Annotated in this window: 18 protein-coding genes and 1 tRNA gene; 11 read left to right on the top strand and 8 right to left on the bottom strand. The window is 38.7% G+C overall.

From position 1 onward, the window contains the following. Window positions 1-353: 353 nt before the first annotated feature. The 4 genes from A0256_15530 (at window position 354) to A0256_15515 (ending at window position 5,539) form a co-directional block, all read left to right on the top strand. Window positions 354-2,924 (top strand): hypothetical protein, encoded by a 2,571-nt coding sequence (locus A0256_15530; protein AMR32733.1) that lies wholly within the window; start codon window positions 354-356, stop codon window positions 2,922-2,924. A 77-nt stretch (window positions 2,925-3,001) separates the two neighbouring features. Then, window positions 3,002-3,709 carry a hypothetical protein gene (locus A0256_15525; GenBank protein ID AMR32732.1) on the top strand — a complete coding sequence of 236 codons (708 nt, stop codon included), beginning with the start codon at window positions 3,002-3,004 and terminating at the stop codon, window positions 3,707-3,709. A gap of 233 nt (window positions 3,710-3,942) precedes the next feature. Further along, a tRNA-Met gene (locus A0256_15520) sits at window positions 3,943-4,016 on the top strand. Between the two features lie 185 nt (window positions 4,017-4,201). Continuing rightward, on the top strand, window positions 4,202-5,539 hold the full coding sequence (locus tag A0256_15515; GenBank protein AMR32731.1) for a recombinase: 1,338 nt from the start codon (window positions 4,202-4,204) through the stop codon (window positions 5,537-5,539). A 305-nt stretch (window positions 5,540-5,844) separates the two neighbouring features. Here A0256_15515 and A0256_15510 read toward each other — a convergent pair whose 3' ends face one another. Continuing rightward, window positions 5,845-6,270, bottom strand: coding sequence for a hypothetical protein (locus A0256_15510; GenBank protein AMR32730.1), 426 nt, complete (start codon window positions 6,268-6,270; stop codon window positions 5,845-5,847). Between the two features lie 154 nt (window positions 6,271-6,424). Here A0256_15510 and A0256_15505 point away from each other — a divergent pair, with 154 nt between their 5' ends. Then, window positions 6,425-6,844 (top strand): transcriptional regulator, encoded by a 420-nt coding sequence (locus tag A0256_15505; GenBank protein AMR32729.1) that lies wholly within the window; start codon window positions 6,425-6,427, stop codon window positions 6,842-6,844. Between the two features lie 29 nt (window positions 6,845-6,873). Here the strand turns inward: A0256_15505 and A0256_15500 are convergent, their stop codons facing one another. After that, the gene (locus A0256_15500) at window positions 6,874-7,110 is read right to left on the bottom strand and encodes a hypothetical protein (GenBank protein AMR32728.1); all 237 of its coding nucleotides are present in this window, start codon (window positions 7,108-7,110) and stop codon (window positions 6,874-6,876) included. 184 nt (window positions 7,111-7,294) lie between these two features. Here A0256_15500 and A0256_15495 point away from each other — a divergent pair, with 184 nt between their 5' ends. Next, window positions 7,295-7,714 (top strand): hypothetical protein, encoded by a 420-nt coding sequence (locus A0256_15495; protein AMR32727.1) that lies wholly within the window; start codon window positions 7,295-7,297, stop codon window positions 7,712-7,714. A gap of 7 nt (window positions 7,715-7,721) precedes the next feature. On the opposite strand, the gene A0256_15490 is transcribed toward A0256_15495, so the two are convergent. From A0256_15490 to A0256_15465, 6 genes are all read right to left on the bottom strand, one after another. Next, complete coding sequence (locus A0256_15490) at window positions 7,722-8,897, bottom strand: hypothetical protein (protein ID AMR32726.1); 1,176 nt, start codon at window positions 8,895-8,897, stop codon at window positions 7,722-7,724. After that, window positions 8,872-9,228, bottom strand: coding sequence for a hypothetical protein (locus A0256_15485; GenBank protein AMR32725.1), 357 nt, complete (start codon window positions 9,226-9,228; stop codon window positions 8,872-8,874). The genes A0256_15490 and A0256_15485 overlap by 26 nt, the downstream gene beginning before the upstream one ends. Next, window positions 9,225-9,425 (bottom strand): hypothetical protein, encoded by a 201-nt coding sequence (locus tag A0256_15480; protein ID AMR32724.1) that lies wholly within the window; start codon window positions 9,423-9,425, stop codon window positions 9,225-9,227. The genes A0256_15485 and A0256_15480 overlap by 4 nt, the downstream gene beginning before the upstream one ends. Window positions 9,426-10,166: 741 nt before the next feature. Further along, entirely contained in the window at window positions 10,167-12,056 is a 1,890-nt protein-coding gene (locus tag A0256_15475) for a hypothetical protein (GenBank protein AMR32723.1), read from the bottom strand. Continuing rightward, complete coding sequence (locus A0256_15470) at window positions 12,035-13,987, bottom strand: hypothetical protein (protein ID AMR32722.1); 1,953 nt, start codon at window positions 13,985-13,987, stop codon at window positions 12,035-12,037. The genes A0256_15475 and A0256_15470 overlap by 22 nt, the downstream gene beginning before the upstream one ends. Window positions 13,988-14,022: 35 nt before the next feature. Continuing rightward, window positions 14,023-14,832 carry a hypothetical protein gene (locus tag A0256_15465; protein ID AMR32721.1) on the bottom strand — a complete coding sequence of 270 codons (810 nt, stop codon included), beginning with the start codon at window positions 14,830-14,832 and terminating at the stop codon, window positions 14,023-14,025. A 572-nt stretch (window positions 14,833-15,404) separates the two neighbouring features. Here A0256_15465 and A0256_15460 point away from each other — a divergent pair. From A0256_15460 to A0256_15440, 5 genes are all read left to right on the top strand, one after another. Beyond that, window positions 15,405-17,216: an ATP-dependent endonuclease gene (locus A0256_15460; GenBank protein ID AMR32720.1), complete on the top strand. Its 1,812-nt coding sequence runs from the start codon at window positions 15,405-15,407 to the stop codon at window positions 17,214-17,216. Continuing rightward, complete coding sequence (locus A0256_15455) at window positions 17,200-19,335, top strand: hypothetical protein (GenBank protein AMR32719.1); 2,136 nt, start codon at window positions 17,200-17,202, stop codon at window positions 19,333-19,335. Before A0256_15460 ends, A0256_15455 begins: the two co-directional genes overlap by 17 nt. 243 nt (window positions 19,336-19,578) lie before the next feature. Continuing rightward, entirely contained in the window at window positions 19,579-21,594 is a 2,016-nt protein-coding gene (locus tag A0256_15450; GenBank protein AMR32718.1) for a hypothetical protein, read from the top strand. Then, window positions 21,594-22,271, top strand: a complete 678-nt coding sequence (locus A0256_15445) for a hypothetical protein (GenBank protein ID AMR32717.1) — start codon at window positions 21,594-21,596, stop codon at window positions 22,269-22,271. The genes A0256_15450 and A0256_15445 overlap by 1 nt, the downstream gene beginning before the upstream one ends. After that, window positions 22,249-23,934: a hypothetical protein gene (locus A0256_15440; protein ID AMR32716.1), complete on the top strand. Its 1,686-nt coding sequence runs from the start codon at window positions 22,249-22,251 to the stop codon at window positions 23,932-23,934. The genes A0256_15445 and A0256_15440 overlap by 23 nt, the downstream gene beginning before the upstream one ends. Window positions 23,935-23,966: the final 32 nt, after the last annotated feature.

Genomic DNA, 23,966 nt, shown 5'->3' with positions numbered 1-23,966 from the left:
AAAATATTGCGGATATATTGCAGTTATTTTTCGCTTGCGAAAAATCGTTTGATCATTTGTAATACCTAAAACTTAACCGCTCAGGTTTGGGTAACAGTGCCAAATCAGGGCGTTGCCTTTCGGCCGGGCTGTCTGCTCATACTGCACCGGCCTTAGCCACAGGCCGGTATCCGCGCCCATCCCATAACGCATAGAGCGGTCCATGAATGATGCGTTTTTTCAGCAAGATAATAGGTGATCCCTGCAACAAAATACCTACCCTGTTCTGTAAACCGGTCCAACTTTCAACACCAATGAGCAACTTAAAACATTTTCTCTTATTTTGCATTTATGTACTCGAATAATATCCTTTAATGAAACATCCTTTTCTTATCCCTGCCTTATTATTTTGCTTTATCTACACCACCCGAGCTCAAAAAATATTGCCGTCGGCCTGGCAACAGTTTCCGGATAGTATTACCGTTAAAGTACACCCCTCCTACAACAAAGCCAACGGCTTCCATAAAATATTCTTCGGCGAAAATTATCGCAAGGAATGGGCTATACCTGTCAAACTCCCCTTGCTAAAGCTATCGCGTATAAACGGCGGACTCACCTTTGTGAAAACAGGTGGCGGCACCCAAACCAAATCATTACGATTAAAAGATAAAAGCGGCCGCGAATGGGTGTTGCGCAGTGTTGAGAAAGTGCCCGATGCCCTGTTGCCTGATGAGTTGCAAGAAACATTTGCAGTAAAATGGGTAGATGATGAGTTTAGTGCACAGCATCCGTTTTCGGCATTGGTAGTGCCGCCGCTTGCTGATGCTGCCCGTGTATACCATACCAATCCTGTAATTGGCGTAGTGGCAGATGACCCGGCACTTGGTGCATACAGCAAGCAATTTAAAGGGGAAGTTTGCCTGCTGGAAGAGCACGAACCCGAGGGGGAAACAGATGATACTGAAAAATTTGATAAGAAGTTAATAGGTGACCATGACAACAGGTTTGATGGCGAGGCTTTCTTTCGTGCCATGCTGCTAGACTTTTTGATAGGCGACTGGGACCGCCACGCCAGCCAATGGAACTGGCTGGATAAAAAGAAAGGCGAGGGTAAATATTACGAACCTGTGCCAACAGACCGCGACCAGGTGTTTCACGTGAACCAAGGAGTTTTTCCATGGGCATTATCGCAAACTACCATTGTACCCGCTATAGGCAGTTTTAAAGGAAATATCACTTTTCCAAACTGGTGGTTTTACAAGGTTAAATTCATGAAAGCCTACCCCGATATGCAGATGAGTTATGAGCGCATGATGCAGATAACCGATGAATTTGTAAAGGCAGAAAACGACGAGGTGCTGGAGGCCGGCCTGCGCAGGTTACCTAAAGCGGCATATGATCTTCGGCACCAGGCGTTGTTAAATGCGATGCAGGAACGCCGTGGGCACCTTCCGCATGTAATTAAAAACTACTATAAGTTTTTGTACAACATTGTAGATATCCGCGCCACTCATAAGGATGAATTAGTAAAAATTGAGGATGCACCAAACAGAAACCTCAGGCTATCGATCATCAACCTCAATAAAGAAGGGGTACAAAAGGATTCTTTGTTGAATATGCTGTACAGCCCTGATATCACGCACGAAATCCGCCTGTACTTGGAAGGCGGTGAAGATAAAGTGATCGTAAATAACGCCGCGTCTCCGATTAAACTGCGCATTATTGATAGCACAGGCAACAAAACATTTGAGGTTGGCCAGGGCAGTAAGTTGCGGGTTTACGGCCAGAAGGAAAATACGGTGATCACCGGTGATGCTGCGGGAGTAGATACTCACTTTTCTGCAGACACGCTCAATGCTAAGTTCTTTCCTACTTATCTGTACAACTTTTACGGTCCGCTAGCCACGGCTGCCCTAAACCGTGATGACGGTTTGTTGGTTGGACTCGGCATAAGGTATGCCGGATATGGCAATTTCCGCAAGTTCCCCTACTCTACTTTGCAAGAGCTAATGCTTACCCATTCGTTCTCGACCAATGCCTTTCGCATCAGGTATAAAGGCGAATGGACAAAGGTTGCCTGGGGTGCTGACATTGTATTGTCCTCGCTGATACAAGCCCCCAATAATACCCAAAACTTTTTCGGGCTTGGTAACGGAACGGAGCTAAGGAAATTTGATGACTATCGTACCTTTTACCGCACCCGTTTCAACACCTATGAATTTGATGCTGCCCTGCGCTGGAAAACCAGCATACGTAGTATCATTACCGCAGGGCCCTCTGTTCAAATTTATGGGCTCAACTTAGCAGATAATGCCGGCAGGTTCATCACGCAATCCAGTAATCTGCATTCATCAGATAGCACCACAATCGACCAAAACAAAATACACGCCGGTATGAAAGTAAATTTCACTACCGATCATCGCGACAATAAGCGTTTCCCTACCGCAGGCTTCTATTTTACGGTCACCGCCACCGGCTATTCCGGGTTAAACAGCGTGTCGAATTCTTTTGTGCAGTTAAGGCCCGAGTTCTCTTTTTACCAAAAACTTACCCCTAGTGGTTCGGTGGTTATTTTTGACCGTTTTGGAGGCGGTGTATCTGTAGGGAAACCTGCGTTTTACCAATTGATGTATCTCGGCGGCGAGGGCAATTTATTAGGATACCTTCAAAATCGTTTCGCGGGCAAACACATGGCATTTAACAACCTGCAGGCACGGGCTAAACTGGCCGATATTGGCGGCTATGTTTTACCGGGGCAACTTGGGGTAACCGGTTTTTACGATACTGGCCGGGTATGGACAGATAATGATACCAGCAACAAATGGCACACCGGCGTGGGAGGTGGTTTATACTATTCGCCTGCTTCGCTCATTGTGGTGCAGCTTTTAGGCGGCCACTCTGTTGAAGGCTGGTACCCGTATTTCTCGCTTGACTTCAGGTTTTAAATTGCCGGGACGAGTCAAAACCTGTGCACGTATGCTTTGTTTTATATATACATTAGTCAATCAAACTTTGAAATAATATGCCCGATCACAAAATAGCAGCTGCCGGAGCGGCGCTCAAACTAGTACAATCTGGGCAAATTATTGGCCTCGGTGCCGGGTCAACTGTAGCTCATTTTATTGCCTCGATAGCTAATCATAAAAGCCTATCTTCCACACTCACGTTCACCTCCTCCTCTTTCAAAACGACAGGTAATTTGGTGGCAGCAGGATTAAAAGTATTGCCTCCATCACTTATAGATCACCTAGATATATATTTTGATGGCTGCGACCAATTTGATGCAGAATTAAACGCCCTCAAAAGCGGTGGCGGTATCCATACAACCGAAAAGATCCTGGCTGCCATGGCAGATCAATTTATCCTGATGGGTGATGATGCCAAGTTCAGTCCGAAATTAAATGGCAAACACCCTCTGGTGATAGAGATACTACCGCAGGCATTATCATCGGTAATACGAAAAATCGAAACCGGATATCCTGAGGCAAAGATCATCCTCCGTATGAGTACCCAAAAAGACGGTGCGCTGATTTCCGATAACGGTAATTTGCTGGCTGATTTACATTTTGCTGATATGCCGCAGCCTCAACTTTTAAATACTCAGATTAAAATGATACCCGGCATAGTAGATCATTCACTTTTCTACCGGCTTGCAAGCAAAGCAATCGTAGCTGGCAATGAAGGCATTAGGTTTATAGATCCTGATTATCAAGATATAATCCCTCATTGAGTTTGATTTCATTGTTCTTTATTTCCACAAAAATCTAAGGGTATTTAAATTTATTAAATGCGACGAAGTATAAAGTGTGAAGCTGCCTATTGCATATATCTCTATTATTTAAAAACTAAATCAATTCAAAAACAAGCAATTACCTGCTTAATTTAAAAAACACTAATCATTTATTGCAATTCCGGCTGCAAATTTCCATATTTGCAGCCGGAAAAAATATCAGTATTTAATCCGCGCCTATAGCTCAGTTGGTTAGAGTAGAAGACTCATAATCTTTTGGTCCCTGGTTCGAGCCCAGGTGGGCGCACATCATCAAAAACCCGTTTTTTACTATAAAAAACGGGTTTTTTTATTCGTCAAAAGCGGTTTAGGATCGACCGCAACACTGTGACTGTTACACTATAGTTACAGGATTTACATCATTTTTTGTTGAACTTAACGCGGTTTTGTTACAAATATGTAACAGCGATTGCGTGTAATTTTTTGTAAATCATGGCAACTGTAAGTGCAAAAGTTTATGAGCACCACCAAAAAGATGACGGCACCTTCAACGTTAAGATCGTCGTTTATCACAATCAACAGAGGAAGTTTATAGAAACTCCTCATTATGTCTCTAAAAGGCAACTTAATTCAAATTTTGAAGTTAAGGACAAATTCCTTTTGCTTAAACTTAATGAACTGCTTGACAGCTATCGAGAGGTAATAAGCGATTTGGGACCGAAAATTGACTTCTTTTCCTGCGGAGAACTACGAGATTACCTGGAAAGCAAGGACAGGGAAATAGATATTATTTGCTTTGCAAATGATCACATTGAGCAACTCAAAAGGCAAGGAAGGGAACCTTATTCAAGAAGTTTTAGAGCAGTAAAAAATAGTTTAATTGATTATTTTAAGAGAAGTTCAGCTTCAATCACGGAAATTAATTCCAATATGCTTCACGCTTACGAAAGATACTTGAGAAGCGAGCGGGAAATGATCAGGGTAAATCAGTTGGGTAAAGAAGTACGAACGAAAGAAAAAGGGTTATCTGACAGTGGGGTTCATAATCACATGCGGGATCTGAGAACTCTTTTTAATGCTGCCCGCACTGTATATAATGACGAAGATCTCGGTATTGTTAAAATCAAGCATTATCCTTTTAACAAATATAAAGTAGGATCAGCACCCTTAACCCGTTCGAGGTCAAATTCCTTAACAGAAATTAAATTGATAGCCAATTTAGAAGTAAAAGAAGGCAGCAGAGCGGAGTTAGCCAAAGACCTTTATATGCTGTCCTTTTACATGTGCGGAATGAACGCAGTTGACATTTATAATTCTAACGAAAAATGGATTAACTGTGGACGAGTTGAATATAATCGCTCAAAAACAAAGAGCAGGCGAAAGGATAAAGCATTTTTTAGCGTAAAGATCGTCAACGAAGCATTACCGCTTTTACGGAAGTACGTCGGTCATCTTTCAAAGCGATATACAACATACGCTGGTTTAGATACAGCTCTGTCTGAGGGGATGAAGCAACTGCGAAAGAAGGCCGGTATAGATGATTTAACAATATATTGGGCGCGTCACTCTTTTGCAACCATCGCCAGAAACAATTGCAGAATGTCATTAGATGATGTTAGTGCAGCATTGAATCATATTGATCACGGCCACAAAATCACAGATATTTATATAGCCAAAGACTGGAAAATTGTAGATGACGTACAATCGGCTGTTATAGATTTAATTAAAACGTTTAATAACCCCAATGACAGTCTCTCATATCTAAAAGAAAAATCGGAACAAGATATTTATGGTACCAAAAGACGAGATAGTATGCGCTTGGTTGTTTAATTGAGACGCTGTCATATGTGAGTTTCTAACATACCATCCCATTGCTCCGCTTAAACAACGGGAGGCAGCAAACAGCAAAACTGTCAAGGCTGGGCTAAAAAAATAAACACAGCCCATTTACATGGCCTTTACTGTTTTACTGTGCGGCTAATTTTGTGACTGCGGTGCAAAGGGAGTCTCCGCTTCTTTTTACAGGTGTAAACGAGGTACGAGTTTACTCCTGCTTTGCCGAGAGGCTGACGGAGAAAGGATTTAGCGGAACGCGGAAGGAATTGAAACGTCTGCCGCAACCGGCATAATTCATATTAAACTGTCAGTTTTGCTTTGAGCTCCGCATTCAGCCACCTCAATGCTTTGTTATCCTGTTCCAGTTCGTATTGCTGATAAAGCGCATGGTTCAGTTGAACTGACAGCGAAAGTCCGGTATTAACCATTCTGGTAAGAGAAAGCAGGTGCTGAGGCGATAACCCGTCTAACAATCCATCTTTCAGGTAACCTGAAATTTCATCTGCTGCATATTTGATTAGTCTCGGCTCACGTCCCTCGGTATAGATAAATATCTCCGGGTCGATATCGAACAACTTTGAAAGTTTTAAAGATTGCTGAGCGGTAAGGTCGGTCACCGAGTTTTCGATTTCAACATACTCCTTCTCTTCAATCTGCAATACTTTGGCTATCTGGGCTGTGCTTAGTCCTTTAGCCTTTCTTCCTACATATAATACCTTGTTCATAATAGTAATGGGATTGTGGATTTGTATCAATTACTTAGTTTATTAGCCGTAATACAAATCAACTTATGAATGGAGCGGTACCGAACTCAAAGCATTAGTATTTTACTTACGAAAGCGTTATTTTTACAAGGAAGAAAATTTGTATTTTTGAGATATGGAAACAACTGCTAAACCATCCAACACACATATAGGCCGTAAGATTAGCCGTATCAGGGAATTACGCGGCATCAAGCAAGAACATCTTGCTTCTGAGTTAGGTGTTAGCCAACAGACGGTTTCGCGTATGGAACAAGCAGAAACCATCGAAGATGAAGTATTGGAAAAGGTCGCAGTAATTTTAGGTGTATCTTCTGAGGCAATAAAGAACTACAGTGATGAAGCTGTGATTTATAATATTCAAAATAACTACGAGGGTTCGAATAATCACGGTGCCCAAAGTAATTACGGTAATCACGGCACATTTTATTTTAATCCTATTGAGAAAATAGTTGAATTGTATGATGAAAAGGTGTTACTACTTGAACGCCTATTGCAATCTGAAAAGGAAAAAGTCGAATTACTTAGAAGCAGATAACCTAAATGCGATATTAAATGCCAATCCTTTCAATGCCAAGGATGTGGCGGCCCATCTTCACCATCCTGCTTTTTTATTGGCTCCCAAAGCTGTTGGTGTAACCGCTTCTCCACTTTATCAACAGTATCTTCGTCAGGGCAGCCCAAAGCAACGCCCTCAAGGGCATAAAACCAATCATTCAGCATATTCATTTCCTGAACGCTAATCGTTCCCGTTCGCCATTTCTGAGCGAACTCTAAAACATTCTTGTTGTAGTCTTTTAACATCGTTTGCTTTCAAATTATGCTGTATAATTTCTTCCACTAACCAATCATGTGAAAATGTAAATTCTACCATACGCATGCAAATGGTAAATTACCAACAGCAATTGTTTTTTACTCATGCTTTACTGACATACGTTTTACCGCTGAGGTATGGATTTGCAGTAACTTTATAAAAATAAATAGCACCATGAAAAAACATCTCGTTAACCTGTTATTTGAACAGTATAAATTAGCCACTTTTACCGGGCAGTTGAGTGATCTGGGCATCGATTTAACAAATCTGCTTGTCAATAATTATGATGTTGTTTTAGACATAATCGGTTTTCCGAAAGACGATCTGTCGAATCCTGAACGGCTGGAAGCGCGAAGGGCTTTACCTGATTTTGATCCTAAGAATCCTGCTGACGGCTTTTTCAGCCGTGAAGATCTTTATGATCGCTTTTTGTTGCTGACGGTCAAAATAGAAATTACCGAAAATATCATATTAGCAGCTCATGGGCTGACAATTAAATCGGAAGACGAAGTTTTAGTCAGGGAAAAATTAGCCGGACACATCAGCTGGCTATACTTACAGTTCGAAGTAATGAAGCAAAACGGTTGGTCTTAAAAATCTCTTATCTTCTGTTAGTACGTGCTTTTCTTTCCCGGTGCCTGTTTCTGCCATGTATTGCTTCATCATCTACATCGTCGCTTATTTCATTGCCGAAATTATGACCAAAGCCACCATACTCCCGATCAATGGGGCGATGATCAGAAAGATCAGCATCCTGACCTGCTTTCCATGTTCTTTCTTCAGTTCTGCCAGCTGGGTTTCCAAGTTCTTCATCTGTAACCAAGCCACCGCCAATTGCTCTTTCGTCTCCTCCGAGTTCTGGTGAACCTGTTGTAAGATCCGAAGGAACCACGTTACTTCCTGTTCCGGGCTGCCAGCTTGCGGCGGTATATTCTCCTGTTGCTGTTTGCTGCCCGTACTTTGCTGTTGTCCGGCTGTTTGCCTGGCTAATTGTTTCGCGGTCTCTATTTTGTTTATATTCAATTTTCTTGATGATCTCTGCCCATTTGAACTGATTGCCCAATGCCTGGCCTTTTATTTTAAAACCATTGTGGAAATAAGTGATGCCTGTTACCCGTCCGGTAGATGCCTGATTGAACAAGAAATTAATACCTGCTTGCTCTCCCTGCCTGATAAGGATTTTAATATCAAGGTTCCGTTGTTTAAGTAGTCCCTTCATTAATTCCTGTAGTACCATCTTTTCAGATGCTTTACCAGTTCGCAAGACCATTTCCAGTTCATCCTTTGTGACTGCCTTTTGCGCTACTTTGCTGCTTGGCTGTACTGCTGTCAGGCTGTACAGCTGTTCCAGTTTTCTAAGTATAGCCTCGCTTTTCTTATAATTATTGCTGTCTGAAACAACCTCACCATCAAAAGTTATGCGGTTTACAAGCAGGTGGATATGCGGATGGTCTGCATCATGGTGCCGGAATATCATATACTGGTTATTGGTGTAGCCGCTTTCCCTTAGATAATCATGGGCGATAGTCAAAAGCTTATTATTGTCCAACTGATCTTCCTTTGAGAAGTTCAGGCTGGTATGGTACACGTACCTGCCCAGATTCGGTTTCAATGATTTAATAAGGTCAATTTCCTGTTTAATAAGTTTGACATCCATCGAACTGAAATTACTATCCAGTAAGTCCGCCCGCTTTTTTGGATCGGGATGGTCAAGCTTTTTAAGGTTGTAGTTTAAAGCACCCATAAAGCTTTTACCTATTTTCTGACTCGCGATCATAAAGCAAAAGATTAATGATTTTATTTTCCTGCTGTATCAGTTTCATCAGGATCGCAAGGATACCTGTAGGTAACCTTCCGGCATTGGCATGCCTTGCCAACTGGTTAACGTTGACACCGATCTTTTTCAGTTCCTGATAGGTTTGCAGATCAACTTTGGCAACTTTGGGTTCAGGAAATTTGCTTTTCAGCAATTTCTCCCTGATAAAAATACCGACTGGCAGGCCGCAAACTTTGGCCGCTTCTTCGATCTTTATTTTTTCTTTTTCAGCCAGCCTGAACGTGATCTTGATGGAACGCTTCTGTTCCTTCGGCAATTGCGGCCTGCTCATACGTATTGCTGCTTTAATTTCACATAGCTACACCGCTGTTTGGCGGTGTTGTTGCGTCGCGGTGTAGCTGTTCCGCTGTTTAGCGGTGCCTTTAAATGCATCTCAGAGGCAGAAACAAGCGATTTATCAGAGTTGAGTTCTGTTTCGTACTTGCATGATAGTGATTGTCGGTGCCTTTCTGTATTCAAATCTGTCATAAACTCTTATTAGAAGAGCAAAATTTGCATACAGGAAGTTTATTTTATGGTGCCTTGTTGGGTTGTCACCAAAGATTTTTTGTCAGATTGCATCATTCTGAAGACAGGTATTGACTGCAATGCCGTGTTTTGATCGTCCATCGTGACGAATCTCTTTGTTTTGATGTGCTGAACGAAGTGAGGTATATCGGGTCCGGGTATCCCGGCAAGCTGTTTCGGTAAGACCGAAACATGGCTTGCTTTACTTTACTTTATTCCTGAAAGTTGATAATTTCAGTTATCGTTTATTGTTACATAAATATAAAAAAATCATTCTTTAGTGTACAATTGAAATGATATATGAACGTTCATGAACAGTTTGTTATCCAGATAGCTAGTGTTAAATGTCATTAGCTGTTAGAAATAAACTACTACATAGCGCGAATTTTATTGTTTAGACTCAAATAATTAAGATGGGTGAAGCGGCAAAGCTCTAATTTTCCTGCTACTTAGAGGCCGTTATAGACACCAGAAACTCATTTGTAAAAATAATAACCTGGAGAAATAACTAAAATAAAAATAGAGAACTAAGTGCCTAAACCTTGGCTTGCAATATACTATAAATCAATTGTTTACATGCTATTAAAACTGACTACCACGACTTGATAACATGTTGATATCCATTATTTTTTATTGGTCTAAAAGTGCAGTGATCTCATTATTAACTGTTTATACTAGTAAACAAAAAATCCTACAGCTGTGTTATTCCTCCGACTCTTCATTCAATTGAATGGTTTTTACGAATTGTTTAATGTTGTTATACTCGGACTGATTTGCTTCATCGAGCCACCATTTCGTATGTTCATCTGCCAGCTTGTTTCGGGATAACCTGTTCGCTATGCGAATAAATTTTTCTTGTATGAATGCCACGTCATAATTTAGTAGCGGATTTTCACGGTATTGTTTTAAGATGTCAGAAAGCAAGGGGTGTAAAACGCTTAATTCAGGACGCTTCATTAGTTTATCCATCCAAGCAGCCAGGTAATCAATACTTGCTTCAAGAGCAGGGTCACTTTGCATTAAAACTTTATAAACAACCAGGCTAAGTTGTTTCACAGTGGCGATGCCAGTATATACCGCAGTGCTGAGTTCAGCTAATGACCAGACAACAGTACTATGATCATTACTGATCAAGCCACTTTCCAGTTCCTTATAATTACGGTTATCCTGATAATACCTTGTGATCGTTGCAAACTGTTCAATAAAATCCGGCTGATTTTTTAATTCTTCTTTGTAACGGTCAAGGAACCATTGCATTTCTTCCAAAACCTCTGTAAAAGAAAACATCATTTGATCCTTGTCCATGTACCGTTCGAGGGGTGCTGCTTTTTCTTTTAATTGTTTATAAAGCGCAATTATCTCTACCTCACTCCAAATAAGCCCATTTTTACGGATTTCGCCAGCGGTCAAACGATGAATAGGTATAACATAATTTGTACCGCCAAAGCTTGCTGTGTGGCCTTCAATGCCCGTATAAAAAGCAAGGCCACTGTTAATTATAGACTGTTTAAGTCTTTCCTGAAGATTACTGTCGGCGCTGATGAAATACAAAAATATCGACCAGGAGTTACCATTTTTTATTTGACTATAATCAAAGTCCGCCAGTGCTTGCGCCAGTAAAACCTGATGTTCACTTTTCAATCGTTTATGAATATTCCCTAATGCATATATCGCGTCCTCTTTGTTTTCCCGTAATCTTTTGATCACTTCAACGATCAGCTCATCAATATCAGCCGAAAACTCTACTGAAAAATTCTTAAAATTTTTATTTTGGTTAAGTAAATAGAGATAAGTAATGGCCTGATCGCCTTTACCTGCTATAACTTGCGTAATCGCATCTTTAACGATCATTTGGATCGTCTCATTTTGGTCTACATATTTTATCCCTGCTTCAAAAAACTTTAAAAAGTTTTCCCGGCGATGGTCGGCATCAAAGAGCAAACCTTCCTGTTTATAATGATGCCAGAATTGCACGAATCCTGGCTCCCAAATTTGAGGATCTATGGCGATGATGGCGTTGGATAAGAATATTAAGGTACTGTCTCGATAATAAACAGGAGCATCATGATAGCCTGCTATCAGTTGCTGAATGATTAAGGATAAGCTTGGCCTTATCGCTTCACTGTAAGCATATTCCTGGCCAACCCGTTGCAAAAAATCGGTTTCACTATACTGTAAACTATAAAATAAAAAGGCGGCGGGGTACAGTTCAAATCCGCCTAATTGAATTTCCCACCATTTTTTCACGGAAACGCGATAAACCCGGGGCAGGCAGAGCTGGAAGCCGGACTCCCCAAGTACTGTCAGATATTGCAGGGCGCTTTCAGCGATCACTTTTCGCCCGCCCCTTCCTGAACGCCCGGTCGAAAATCTACCTTTACCCAAAGGTTCCGGTTTATCATCATTTTTATTCAGATCACCTATTAGCGCATCAAATTTATCATCAAGGGTCTGATATCCGGCTTTTTCATAGCTTCGTAATATGCGTGCTATCTTTTTATCCCGGTTCCAGTTTTTTGAAAGTTTAACGAAGTGAAGTAGTTCGTAACCATAAAGGGCTTCTTCCTCATTTATTCCGCTACCTTCCTCCAATATCTGCCAAAGTTTTTCAATCGCACCACTTGCATTAAATAAAGCTGAAAATCCAGCTTGGTAATTTGATCACGGCCAACAACATCCCAATTGCTAAGTAATTTTTGTAATTCAACGAAATTGAAACTATAAGCAGCAGCCAATAGCCGGTCGTGGGTGGTTTGTGTTTCCCCCGGTTGACCCATTAAGGCCAAATTACGCATGCTTAACTTTTCTAATTGCCCTGCAACAGGACTATCGGCAATAATTTGACGTACCTGGGGATAGAGGGCATCATTTACTGGAATGTATAATTCAGTTATCGCTTTCAGGAGCAGGCGTTTTAGCGGGTGATCAGGATCATTTTCCTGCCATTGGCTCATATGTTCATCAAGTTTAGCATGGCGGATAAATCGATCCTGCACATAGGTATGGGCATGATCGAAATTTGGAAACCATATTTGCTGATCAATCTTTTGCAAATTTTCCAATGTTGCCCCGGCCTTTTTTAAATCAGGCTGCTCTCTTAATCCGAATACGCCGAGATTCGCCCAATATTTTTTTCGGGTTTCCTCTAATGGCAACTGAATTTGTGGAATATCAAAATTATTATGGTCCGCGTTTTCCAGGAAAAGGATAAATGCCATTAGGGCAGACCACTCATTGTTGATCTTATTGGCTCCTTCCAGTTGTTGGTTTAAGAACTTTTTTACCTCCTTATGCTGTAAGGGAATGCGTACGATGCTGTGATTTTCGTAAAACAACCGGAGTTCATCTGTGATCTCATCAGCGCCTACATCAATAAGATAAACTTTATAATTATTGCGGTCGTTTTTTACAGCCTGTTTATGCAGGATATCCTTTACCCAATTTAACCAGGCTTTAAAGTTCGGATCCTGGCCGGAAAAACCAATAAGGCAGAACGATTCCTGCAGCAAGGCAATTCGCATCAGTTGGGTAAATGCCTGGTGTTGCTGTGGGTAATTTTCAAAATGGCTGCGAGAGATAATGTATTGCTTATGGGGATCCCCATCAAATCCAAATTTGAATGTTTTACGGTCACTAACGGACCGCAGGGAACCGTGAAGCTTAATGATGTTTTTTGTGCGTTTAAGGCGAAGGTCAGCGGCACCACGCACAACATCGTATCGTCTTAATAACAAAGTTTCCTTATCGCGCAGTGCCTGTTCATTATCCGTTATTTTAGTTTCCACTTCACTGATCAGCGTTTCAATCTCTTTGCGTTGTTCATTGATTTTCGAAACTTCATCTACGTCAAGCGCGGTGGCTTTTAATCCAACCGGTTGCAGTCCTGGAGTTGGCTGATTAGTTTCCGGAGTATTAGGCAAGTTTGCTAACCGATCGCTGAGGCCCGCCTTTTCTTGGTAATAAACTACATTTTCATTTTCCAGTTCTAAAATTTCTTGTCGTAGTTGCGCTACTTGGTCTTCACCCACAAAGCAATCCAGTAACTCATCATAATTTGTCGTATAGATATTATTCCATGGTAGCTTGATCAATTTCTGATGCAGGGCTAATTTTTCAGACGGAAGTTCGATCTCCTTATTTTTGATATGCAGGAAGAATTTGTTTCCTTTTTTCTCTATAGCGGGTGTACGTTGCTCTATATAAGAAACCATTGCCTCAGGGTAGCCTTTTCTACGCGTATATTCTTCTACAATTTCGAGGTGCCCGATGCGGTCGGTAATTTTACGGCATTGATCCATGACGAATTTATCGGGCATTTCTGACACGGGTGCCTCGCGGTTTTTTAAATGCCAGATCTGCTCTATTTCATCGATGTATAATTCTTTTACCAGGTCAAACAACAAGCCCGCCCAGCTTAAAAAATTTGGATGAACATTCATGCTAAAACCAGCGCCGACCATCACACTCATTTGATCCCTCACCAGTTTATTTCGGAGTTGATTAAGTTCTCTTTCGTAGTTCATTGATATCATAGTGACCTTTTATAGGTTTAATAAGATCAGGATTGAAATGGCATTAATGGTCTGAAACCTAAGCGGAAACTATCTGTCTCCATATAGGTTTTTGTAAAAGCCACATTTTTATAGCCGCTTTTTTCAATGGCGTCAATAACATCAAAAATATCATCTCGGCTTGTCTTACAACCGAAAATTATTTCGGTAAGCATTTTTTTATCAAAATGGTTCTTACCCGGGGTGGCACTGATACTGCGGTATTCGCTTTCATAGGCCCAATCTTCGGATTTTGTCGATAGCATAACTAATGCTCCAATCCGGTTGTTTTCATAATAGTTTAGCGGTGTGAAATTGGAAGTATAACGAACTTTTACAATAAAGGGTGTTAGGTCAAGATGCGGTGAAAAGACCAAGCAAATTCCGGAATGATTATTGGCATAATGCGACCACATCAATGTATTGCTATAGTTTTCAGCAAAGCAGCAAATACCCTGACCATTAATTGAATCTTCCAATGATTCCCATTGCGCGTCAACCAAATGCTGCGGATTTCTCAATAAGTTGATAATCTGTTGGTTCAACGGAGGGTCACCCGTTTTATAGTTCCTTGTGCAAAAATCTACAATGTCTGCCTCAGATGGCTCAAATTTCAGCAGATGTTTATAGCAATCAAACGGATCATTGAATGTTAAAGGCCGGGAGTGCCATAAATAACCTTCTTTTAAACCGCTATAAAAATTAGCGTTTATTGCAGAGAATTTATATAGCTTTTCCGGCAGGCCCTCCGGTAGAAATTCTGCCATAAACCAACGATGTTTAGGTCCGGCTTGATCATCATCAGTTGTGTCAGGCATAATAGAGTTGGAAGGTTTAGAATTTAAAAGTAAATATTTTGATCGGACTTTTATGGCTTTTATCTATTCGATTTACTAACTAGGGAATTGATAGGTGATTTGAAATCCAGTAAGTGTAATTATACCTTAAATAAAAGCCCAGCCTGAAAAGGTAGTGTTTAATCAGACAGGTCTTTTACCTAAGATTTTTTGATGCCCAATGTGTTAATGCCGGATCATTCAGCAACTTTCGGATCTCCGATTTTCCCGTTTCTGTGTGAATTGATCCTTTCCCAAATGCGGCTACCGTATCCGCGAAAAAAAACAAAGTGTGTTCAGGTATCATTATTGGTGCATCATTTTGTAAATATATTTTAAAGCAGGTGAATTTACAAAGAGCAATTTCACCAAAAATTGAACTGACGATTACAAGCGATGACTCGTTTGAAATTCGACATATTGTATGCATTGTAATTGCTTTATAAATATGAACCCTGGTATCTTCGATATTGGGAAAAATATTTAAGTTTATAAACAATTATATTATATGACTGGAGAACAAAGATTCTTTAGGCATTTCACAACCTAATTAGATGCACTTATCAAACCTTAAGCTTTGGAATTTTAGAAAATTCGGTACACCCGTGGAATTGGATGCGTCTAAACAGCCAAACTTATCCCTGGACTTTTCGACGGGATTGAATGTTATCATTGGTGAAAACGATTCCGGAAAAACTGCTATAATAGATGCCATTAAACTCGTTCTAAAGACACATAGCTATGAGTATATAAAAGTTGAAAACAGTGATTTTTTCGACAATACCAATAGGTTTAGAATAGAATTGGTTTTTACCGGATTTGAGCCTGAGGAAGCAAAGAATTTTACAGAATGGCTCGGCTATGAAACTATAGATAGTAAAATAGTAACCTATTTAAGGGTGATTTTTGATGTTCGGAAAGATGGACAAAAAATACTTCCGGCCGATGTTAAGGCTGGAGTAGATGAGGACTGTTATATTCTTACTGCTGAGGCACGAGAATATTTGAAAGCGACTTATTTAAAACCGCTCAGGGATGCCGAAAACGAACTTATCGCTAAAAGAAATTCAAGATTGTCCCAAATCCTTTTAGGTGATGCTACCTTTAAAGGAAAAGAAAAATCCCATGACCTTGTAAAATTATTTCAGGTCTTGAATAAGAACCTAACTGATTATTTTAAGGGCACTTTTGAAATAGTGACTAAAGAGGAAGATGGCATAACTGAGAAAAAGCACCTGCCTCAAGATGGTAAGCGAATTAAGGATAGTATTGATATACATGTTAAACAATTTCATGGAAAAAAACATGAATCTCATTTTAATGCCAGCCCAAATGATATTAAAGCAATACTTGAAAAGTTATCGCTTTCGCTCATTAATGAACAACATCCAGGGCTTGGTACGCTTAACAGGCTTTTTATGGCCGCCGAGCTATTGCATTTGAATAAAAAGGAATGGTCGGGTATTCGGTTAGGGCTAATTGAAGAATTGGAAGCGCACCTTCACCCTCAGGCACAAATGCAAGTTATTGAGGCATTGCAAAGTCAAGATAAAATTCAACTGATCTTAACTACACATAGTCCAAACTTAGCCTCTAAGTTGAAGATTGAGAATTTGATAATTTGTCAGCAAGGCAAAGCCTATCCTATGGGGGATGATTATACCCGACTTGAAAAAGACGACTACAAATTTTTGGAAAAGTTTTTGGATACAACAAAGGCTAATCTTTTTTTTGCTAAAGGCATAATTTTAGTAGAGGGGTGGGCGGAAGAAATACTTATACCAAGCATCGCTAAAAGTATTGGAGTAAATTTAACTGAAGCTGGCATCTCCATAGTGAATGTCGGGAATCTTGCACTAGACAGATATTCCAAAATTTTTTTACGCAAAACTGGTTCCGCGATGGAAATGCCGATAGCGATTGTTACTGACCCTGATGTAAGAGCTTATTCAAGGAATAAAAAGCCCGATGGGAAATATGAGTATTATAAAGTCGAGGAAGATCAATTTAAAAAGGATACTGCTAATAAAATCAAGGATATAGAAAGACTTTCTGTTGCAAATGTAAAATACTTTCCTGCAAAAATATGGACCTTAGAATACAGCTTATTTAAATCAACCTCGTTAACAAAATCCTTTATTGCAGAAACAACGAAAATCCATTCCGGACAAGAGTGGAAAGATGATTTTGAATATAATTTGGGTAAAAGTTTAATCAATAAAGTATTACATAAAACAGAAATTGCTTATAACCTTGCGCTTTCAATTGATAAGGATATATCCAACAATGTTTTTATTGATGCCACAGATGATAGTGATACGATTAGTTATATTTTAAATGCTATCAAATATGCAGCTGGAATTTGAAATTACCGATGCTGACATTCAATATGCAGAAAGCATATTACTTCCGTTAGGTTGTCGTTTTGACCATGAGCGAAAAGAATTCATCAAAAATTTAGCCACTTTAGATTTGCAGGCGGTTCCAGGTAGTGGGAAAACAACAGCTTTACTTGCTAAGCTTTTAATAATTGAACAGAAACTACCATTCAAAAATGGTCGGGGGATTTTAGTTTTATCTCATACCAATTCAGCTGTAGACGAAATAAAAGAGAAAATACATAAATATTGCCCGAAGCTATTTTCCTATCCAAATTTTGTGGGTACTATTCAAAGTTTTGTAGATACATTCCTGGCTTTGCCATGTGGGCACAATTTGTTAAAATCAAGATTTTCGTGGATTGATAAAGATAAATATGAAGAAACCTTATTAAAAAAATTTCATCAGATCGCCTGGCTGGAAGAGTACGGTGAGCCAACAAAATGGTTTTATTCACGATTTATAACAAGGGCTACAGCGGAAGCCGCGAAAGAAGGGAAGTTTAAAAAAGAGGTTGTGAATGGATTGATTGACGCTGAAGTAAAATCGCTTTATTATGATTTTAACGATGATACAATCAAATCATTTAAGACTTTAGAAGTGGTTTTAAAAACGCCCGATAACCTTAAATTTATTGGACTTAAAAAGATTATACTCGAAGTTTTACAATGTGGCATTATCTCATTTGATTACGCTTATTGTTTAGCAAAGTACTTTATTTCAAAAATCCCTAACTCGAAAATTTATGTCCAAGAGAGATTTGCATTTGTATTTGTTGATGAAATGCAGGATATGGATAATAGGCAATATGAATTATTAGAAACAATTTTTCATTTCGATGCCGCCGATAGATGCATCTACCAACGTATTGGCGACAAAAATCAAGCTATTTATCATGCTGTTAATGAGTCAACAATATGGGTTAATAGAATCCCCAAATTGCCATTGCAAGGCAGTCAAAGATTAAGTAGGCTAATAGGCGAAATCGTTAATCAGTTTGCAATAGAGCAAGATGATGACCAAAAAATAGTAGGTTTAAAAGAATGCCCGCTTAAAGCACATTTATTAGTATTTGATGATGATTCAACAGGGGAGCTTATCCCTTTTTATGTAGATATAGTTGAAAAATATAAAATTCAAAATCTGCTTCCTGATTATCTGAAATATCCGATTTGTGTTATAGCCTGGAACGCTGATTGGAAAAATTTAATAGATGCTCAGAATATTGAAAAATTAAGGCTGATCGATTTTTACGGCAACTATAATAAAACTATTAAGAGCCAAAAGCCAGACTATGAAAATTACTATGCTTATTTAGAGCATTGTGATAAAAATAAAAATACGCTGGAGTCTTTCCGGAAAAACATCTTGAATGGCCTAGTTAAATTACTTAGGATAGAAAATCTTTATAATACGGGTGGCAGATTTTTCACTAAAAGAAGTATGCTCCAATTTATAAACGAATATGACCTGAAAAATGGTACTGAAAATTTAACGGAACTAAAACTACATATCTATAACTGGTCAATAAAAGTCCTTATGGACGAAATAGAAAGCGTTCACACTGAGGTAATTGCCTACGCAGATCATTTTGTGAACATATGGAGCAAACCGATTTCCTGTACCGGAAAACAATTTTGCAGTCAAAAAACAATAACCCAAAATGTTGTTGTAGGCAATCAACCCGTCATTGAACCATTTAAAGTTTCAACTATACACGCCGCAAAGGGGCAAACTCACTGCGCAACACTATACATTGAAAGTTATTATGATGGGCATTATGAATCGGAAATACTTTCAGACGCATTTTTAATGCATGCTACTCACGATAGCCTCAATAAGTTACGGGAACAAGCTGTAGTTTTAAAGGAAACAATAACGAATCTGAACGGTGCCAAGGGTTCTAAAGCAAGACAGACCGATTTGAATTCTGTATATGCTAAGATTGCTAAAGTCAGCCAATGTGCAAAAATGGCTTATGTAGGCTTGTCGAGATCTACAAACTTATTGTGTTATGCCGTACATAAAAAGAGATATGAATTATATCTAAAAGGCTTAGATAGAGAAAAATGGCAAGTAGAGTTTGTGGCGGGTAAAGAATATTAAGTTTATATCTTCAAATTAATATGTATATTAAATTTTAAACGAGAATTTGTTAATCTTATATTTGATAAAAATAGAGCCTACTAAAATTGAATCCGTATGCTGGGTTGCTGTGTAGTAACCATTGATCGGCATATCAACCAGGTTTATCCTGGGGAAAATGGTTGTCTATACTATTAGTTATATCATTGAATACATATTACTTATACATAAAGAATTTAGTAGGCTCTTTTATACTTAATCAACTTGAATAATCCTTTTAACGATTTAAAGCCCGAACAAGTCGAAGGAATTAATGAGCGATTTCATGGATTAAATTCATCTAAGGACTTTTACCTACTGTTAGTTGATCTCCTTGATATATTAAATGTTAAGGACGAGGAAAAAGAAATATTCAAAGCCTGGATAACGCAGTTTATCCGTTTAAGATTCCCCCGGAGATACACTTATTTTACAATTAGGAAAGCTTCGGGCAAAGACAGGATTATACATTCGCCTAACGATATTTTAAAGTTTATTCAAAGACTGTTTAATTTAGTTTTAAATACCGTTTTTGTTCCACATCCAAATTCATTTGGATTTAGTAAATCTCAATCAATCCGCGATAATGCAGCAGTTCATGTTAATTACAATTATGTCTTCAACATCGATCTAATTGATTTTTTTACAACGATTGATGCAGAGAGAATAAAGAGCGCTTTTAAAGAAAGCCCCTTTAATTTGAGTGGCGAAAAGAGGGAATTGATCAATCATTTGGTGTATTTAACATGCATTCCTATTAAACTTGGCCAAGACAAAGAAAATGATACCTCAATAGGAACTTTAAAAGTACTGCCACAGGGTGCGCCAACATCACCTATCATTTCCAATATCGTTTGTTATGCTATGGACCATCAATTAGCAGAGTTAGCTGACAAGTTCAAAATAAATTATACCCGATATGCGGATGATATTACTTTCTCGTCCAACAGAAATCTTTACCAGGAAGGATCGAAGTTCCGGCACATGTTGGAAAGTATTGTTATATCCCAGGGTTTTGCATTAAATGGCAATAAAACGAGACTGCAGAAAAAGCACTCAAGGCAGGTGGTAACGGGCTTGGTAGTAAACGAAAGAACCAACGTGAACAGAGATTATATCCGTTCGTTGCGGATGTATTTGCATTACTGGGAAAAATATGGATACCAGAAAGCGGAACAGCTTTATAATAAAGATGTTGATACCGAACTTTTTTTCGGAGAGCCCAAAAGTCTGTTTGACCTTTTAAAAGGCCGAATTGATTTTTTAAAAATGGTTAAGGGTGCTGATGACAACGTTTATAAGAACCTTAAAAAAAGGTGGCTTAGGCTGACAAATCCTGATAGCCGAACTATAGAATTCAGAGATGAGTATTTTAATACACACAAGCCAAAAGATGTCGCCAATTTTTTAAGATTATTTCAGGATAGCGCAGGGCTAAAATATTTAACACACGATTTTGATACCCCAGGGGCGAAGTTTAGTTACGAAAAGATCATGGATACTGCGAATACCGAATTCAGTACTGGGTTTACTAAATATGCCATTACGCGCGCGCTGTATGCAAGGATCAAACAATTTGCATTTACCGAGCGTCCGAGCTGGTGGCGATGGGTAAACGGAGAGAAAAGTACTTATAATTTAGGGTGGAAGTCAACAAAGCTTAAAAATTGGATCAACGAAAACCCTGGTGTACACCCTATACGTTTCAAAATATTCCGCGATGAATTAATAACGCCTTTCAAAGACAGTATCCAGATTCGGGCCCCGAAATTTAAAGAGCTGATCGAAAATAGTATTAAGGAGAAATTTCAAGATTATAAATCAGAGTTCAACATCTCGTTTAAATATCTTGAAACTGCTGAATTCTACACTGATGTTGACATCATAATGGGGGGGATTAGGCATTTATTTGATGGTATTATCGAGAGACTGTCCCTATCAAATGAAATTATTATAAGTTTTAAAAGAACGGAAATCAATGGCCGCTTAATTAAAGTCGTTGAGATAACCCATGTAAATTCGAGCTGTTTTAAAGAAGCCAAAATCAACGATTTATTAAGTGGTAACTTTATCGAAGCAAAAAGAGCCTTTCAAGGGCTTTGTAATTGGTCAATTACAGCATCTTTCGCAGACGGAAATTATAAGTTAAATATGTTAAATGATAGTGATCCATATATTGAGCGAGAACCTATTGCTTCAGACGAAATCCTTGGCTTTACACATTCCTTATATTTTTATTAATGATCTACTTAATTGATGATAATCGGCGGGAACAACAAAAAGAATATGGTTGCGATTTCCTAACGGATACTGATTTACTGTCTTTTTTTAAAATTGTTTCTAAAATAATAGTGGGGACTGATATAACTTATCTTAAAGATTCTACGTGTATTTTAATCCATAATTCTTTTCCAGATTTTAACGCCTCCGGCGAAGCTATTTCAGCGCAGACTAATATCTATGAATCGATCTTGACCTTAGCTGGTGAGAAAACTATACCGGTTGTGATTTTTACAAATAGCATATTAGATTTAGATTATAACAAAAGCGAGGCTGTGAATATAAGTCGAATCAATAAACGCTTATTTTATTCAAATCTGAAAGATTTTCTCTATCATTTTAAAGAAACTGGGAATGCAGAATTTAAGATTTTGACTTATGGTAAAAGTTTTATTGCTCAGGATTTATCTTTGATATCCGCTCAGATCTCCTCATTAATCAATTCATATAGTTTTAAGGATAAACTGCCCAAAATAAAAGAACTTACAGCTCAATTTGCCACGCTTGCAAAGTCTGAAATGGCTGTTATGGCTAAGTTTGAAGCGGCGGCTCACAGTAGTGCACCTGGAGTATTATTAAACTATTTAGAAAAAATCATACAATCAATCCTTCGACATGGGCGAAATATATATAGTTAATGATCAGGCGAATACTTTCACCAAAAAAATAGTTGATGAATTAAAGGTGAAATCACTTGATTTTCATGAACTCGTCGATGAGCCTGAGACGGATGGTTTTATTATACCCAAATTCCAAAAAAATAAAATCGATAAAATTCTTATCCCTGTGTCATTGGGCGTGACTCCCAATAATCAAATTGGATTTAAACTCGGTTTACATATCAGGTTTTCAAATGAAATAAATGATGATTATTTGGTTCCGATAATTTTTATCTCCGACAAGTCCTTGGAAACTCTTTTACTATCTCGCAACGAAAAATATCCATTAATAGCAGTTACGGAAGGCTGCATGCTTTGTCCTGAAGATATCAATGAAATAAGGGCAAATCTTGATGCCATACAACCATTAAGAAATGAAAATTATCTAAACGTTCTTAATAGCCTGATTATAAATAAGCCTGAAACTATGGGTCCTCATTCCCTTGCTAATGAATGGGGCGTTTATCAATTAGACCGTGTTGCAAAATTGGCAAGTTTGAGCGCAACCGCACCTGCTTATTTAAAGTCGAAAACGCTGTATTTTAAATACCTTCGTGCTAAAAACAATGCCATAGCCTCGGCATTGGCTAGGCAAGCGGCTACTGGTTCTGCTGTTGTGGGGAGTCCAGGTCAACCTGTCGGGCCAAATACTATAGATGCTATTCGCAAAAAGATACTTTACATCGATGATGAAGGTTTTAAAGGATGGACAAGCGCTCTATCTGTAATATTTAAAGGTGGAACTGTTACGTCAATCACCGGAGATGGGTTATCTGAAACTGAATTTTTTAAAAGTATTCGTGAAGAAATCGGAAAAGATTGGGATCTTATTTTATTGGACTTAAGATTGCTTCCCTTAAAAGAGGACATTGCAGGCATTGTATTACCAATAGATCGTTATAGCGGAACGGAAATTTTAAGGGAGATCAAAGATCGTAATGAAGGCACACAGGTGATAATTTTTACAGCATCTAATAAAGCCTGGAATATGAAGCAATTATTGGAGCTGAAGGCGGACGGATACTATATTAAAGAATCACCAGAATATTTGATCCCTGATGATTTGAGCTTGAAAAATTACGAAGCTTTTAAAGAACAGGTAAAGGCATGTTTTGATAGAATTTATCTTAAAAGTATCTTCAAAGCACATCAAAATGCTATTGCACAAACGACGTTTTCAGATACAGGTTTTTTGACGTTTTCCGAATTTGGGCTAAAGCGGTCATTTGAGCTAATCAGACTGGGGATGTTTGAAGCGGCATACATCAATTATTTTCAGATCATCGAAAACTACGATGAGATTGTTTTTGACAGTAACTCTAAGAGCGTTGTCGATTCAAACGGTACAACTATTCACGCAAAGACTGGTAGTACTTACCACATGACCTTTCGTGCTGATACTGTCAATGGAAATTATTTAGAAAAATTAGATACCAATGCTTCATTACAATATGCAACACTGACGAAACTCTCCTTTATCATGGCATTTAAGTTTAGCAAAGACGATACTTATTTAATAAAAGTAGGAACCCTTGTAAAGATTCGTAATGATATTGCGCATACCGGAGGAAGCACATTGTTAGATGTCAGTAATTTCTTTGATTTAATAGCTATAATTCATTTGTTTAGGGCTAATAATTAAAGAAAAATGACTTGCTCCAACTATTAGTGTAA

This window comes from Mucilaginibacter sp. PAMC 26640, from assembly GCA_001596135.1.
Lineage (GTDB): Bacteria > Bacteroidota > Bacteroidia > Sphingobacteriales > Sphingobacteriaceae > Mucilaginibacter.
Note: the sequence above shows the minus strand (reverse complement) of the source record. Positions and strands in the feature narration are given on the sequence as shown.

Coding starts and splice junctions, on each gene's coding strand:
- A0256_15530 (AMR32733.1), top strand. CDS start 354: ATGAAACATCCTTTTCTTATCCCTGCCTTATTATTTTGCTTTATCTAC.
- A0256_15525 (AMR32732.1), top strand. CDS start 3,002: ATGCCCGATCACAAAATAGCAGCTGCCGGAGCGGCGCTCAAACTAGTA.
- A0256_15515 (AMR32731.1), top strand. CDS start 4,202: ATGGCAACTGTAAGTGCAAAAGTTTATGAGCACCACCAAAAAGATGAC.
- A0256_15510 (AMR32730.1), bottom strand. CDS start 6,270: ATGAACAAGGTATTATATGTAGGAAGAAAGGCTAAAGGACTAAGCACA.
- A0256_15505 (AMR32729.1), top strand. CDS start 6,425: ATGGAAACAACTGCTAAACCATCCAACACACATATAGGCCGTAAGATT.
- A0256_15500 (AMR32728.1), bottom strand. CDS start 7,110: ATGTTAAAAGACTACAACAAGAATGTTTTAGAGTTCGCTCAGAAATGG.
- A0256_15495 (AMR32727.1), top strand. CDS start 7,295: ATGAAAAAACATCTCGTTAACCTGTTATTTGAACAGTATAAATTAGCC.
- A0256_15490 (AMR32726.1), bottom strand. CDS start 8,897: ATGATCGCGAGTCAGAAAATAGGTAAAAGCTTTATGGGTGCTTTAAAC.
- A0256_15485 (AMR32725.1), bottom strand. CDS start 9,228: ATGAGCAGGCCGCAATTGCCGAAGGAACAGAAGCGTTCCATCAAGATC.
- A0256_15480 (AMR32724.1), bottom strand. CDS start 9,425: ATGACAGATTTGAATACAGAAAGGCACCGACAATCACTATCATGCAAG.
- A0256_15470 (AMR32722.1), bottom strand. CDS start 13,987: ATGAACTACGAAAGAGAACTTAATCAACTCCGAAATAAACTGGTGAGG.
- A0256_15465 (AMR32721.1), bottom strand. CDS start 14,832: ATGCCTGACACAACTGATGATGATCAAGCCGGACCTAAACATCGTTGG.
- A0256_15460 (AMR32720.1), top strand. CDS start 15,405: ATGCACTTATCAAACCTTAAGCTTTGGAATTTTAGAAAATTCGGTACA.
- A0256_15455 (AMR32719.1), top strand. CDS start 17,200: ATGCAGCTGGAATTTGAAATTACCGATGCTGACATTCAATATGCAGAA.
- A0256_15445 (AMR32717.1), top strand. CDS start 21,594: ATGATCTACTTAATTGATGATAATCGGCGGGAACAACAAAAAGAATAT.
- A0256_15440 (AMR32716.1), top strand. CDS start 22,249: ATGGGCGAAATATATATAGTTAATGATCAGGCGAATACTTTCACCAAA.